The 246-nt window shown below is 44.3% G+C and carries 1 protein-coding gene; it reads left to right on the top strand.

Translation table 11 applies throughout. The features are described 5' to 3' along the window. Positions 1-246: transposase (locus FS628_RS30820; RefSeq protein ID WP_186328070.1), on the top strand; the 246-nt coding region annotated here is incomplete at both ends.

Here is a 246-nt window from a genome sequence, read left to right on the forward strand (position 1 = left end):
AGGCAACTTCATGGGCTAAGCCAAGAAGTGTTTCGGTTATCCGCAAAGCAGAACTGTTTGATATGGACCAGATACAGTTTAGTGATTTTATTTGGGAACATGAAGCCATGGTTCATACGATGGAATGGTCGCCGATGGACATTTGGGAATTCTATAACCAAAGGGCCTGCATGGAAAACTACATCAAGGAAGCTAAACATGGGTTTTCCATCAACCGGATTCCAACCGGCTCGTTTAAAGCCAACG

The organism is Paenibacillus xylanexedens (assembly GCF_007676705.1).
Classification (GTDB): Bacteria; Bacillota; Bacilli; order Paenibacillales; family Paenibacillaceae; genus Paenibacillus; species Paenibacillus xylanexedens_C.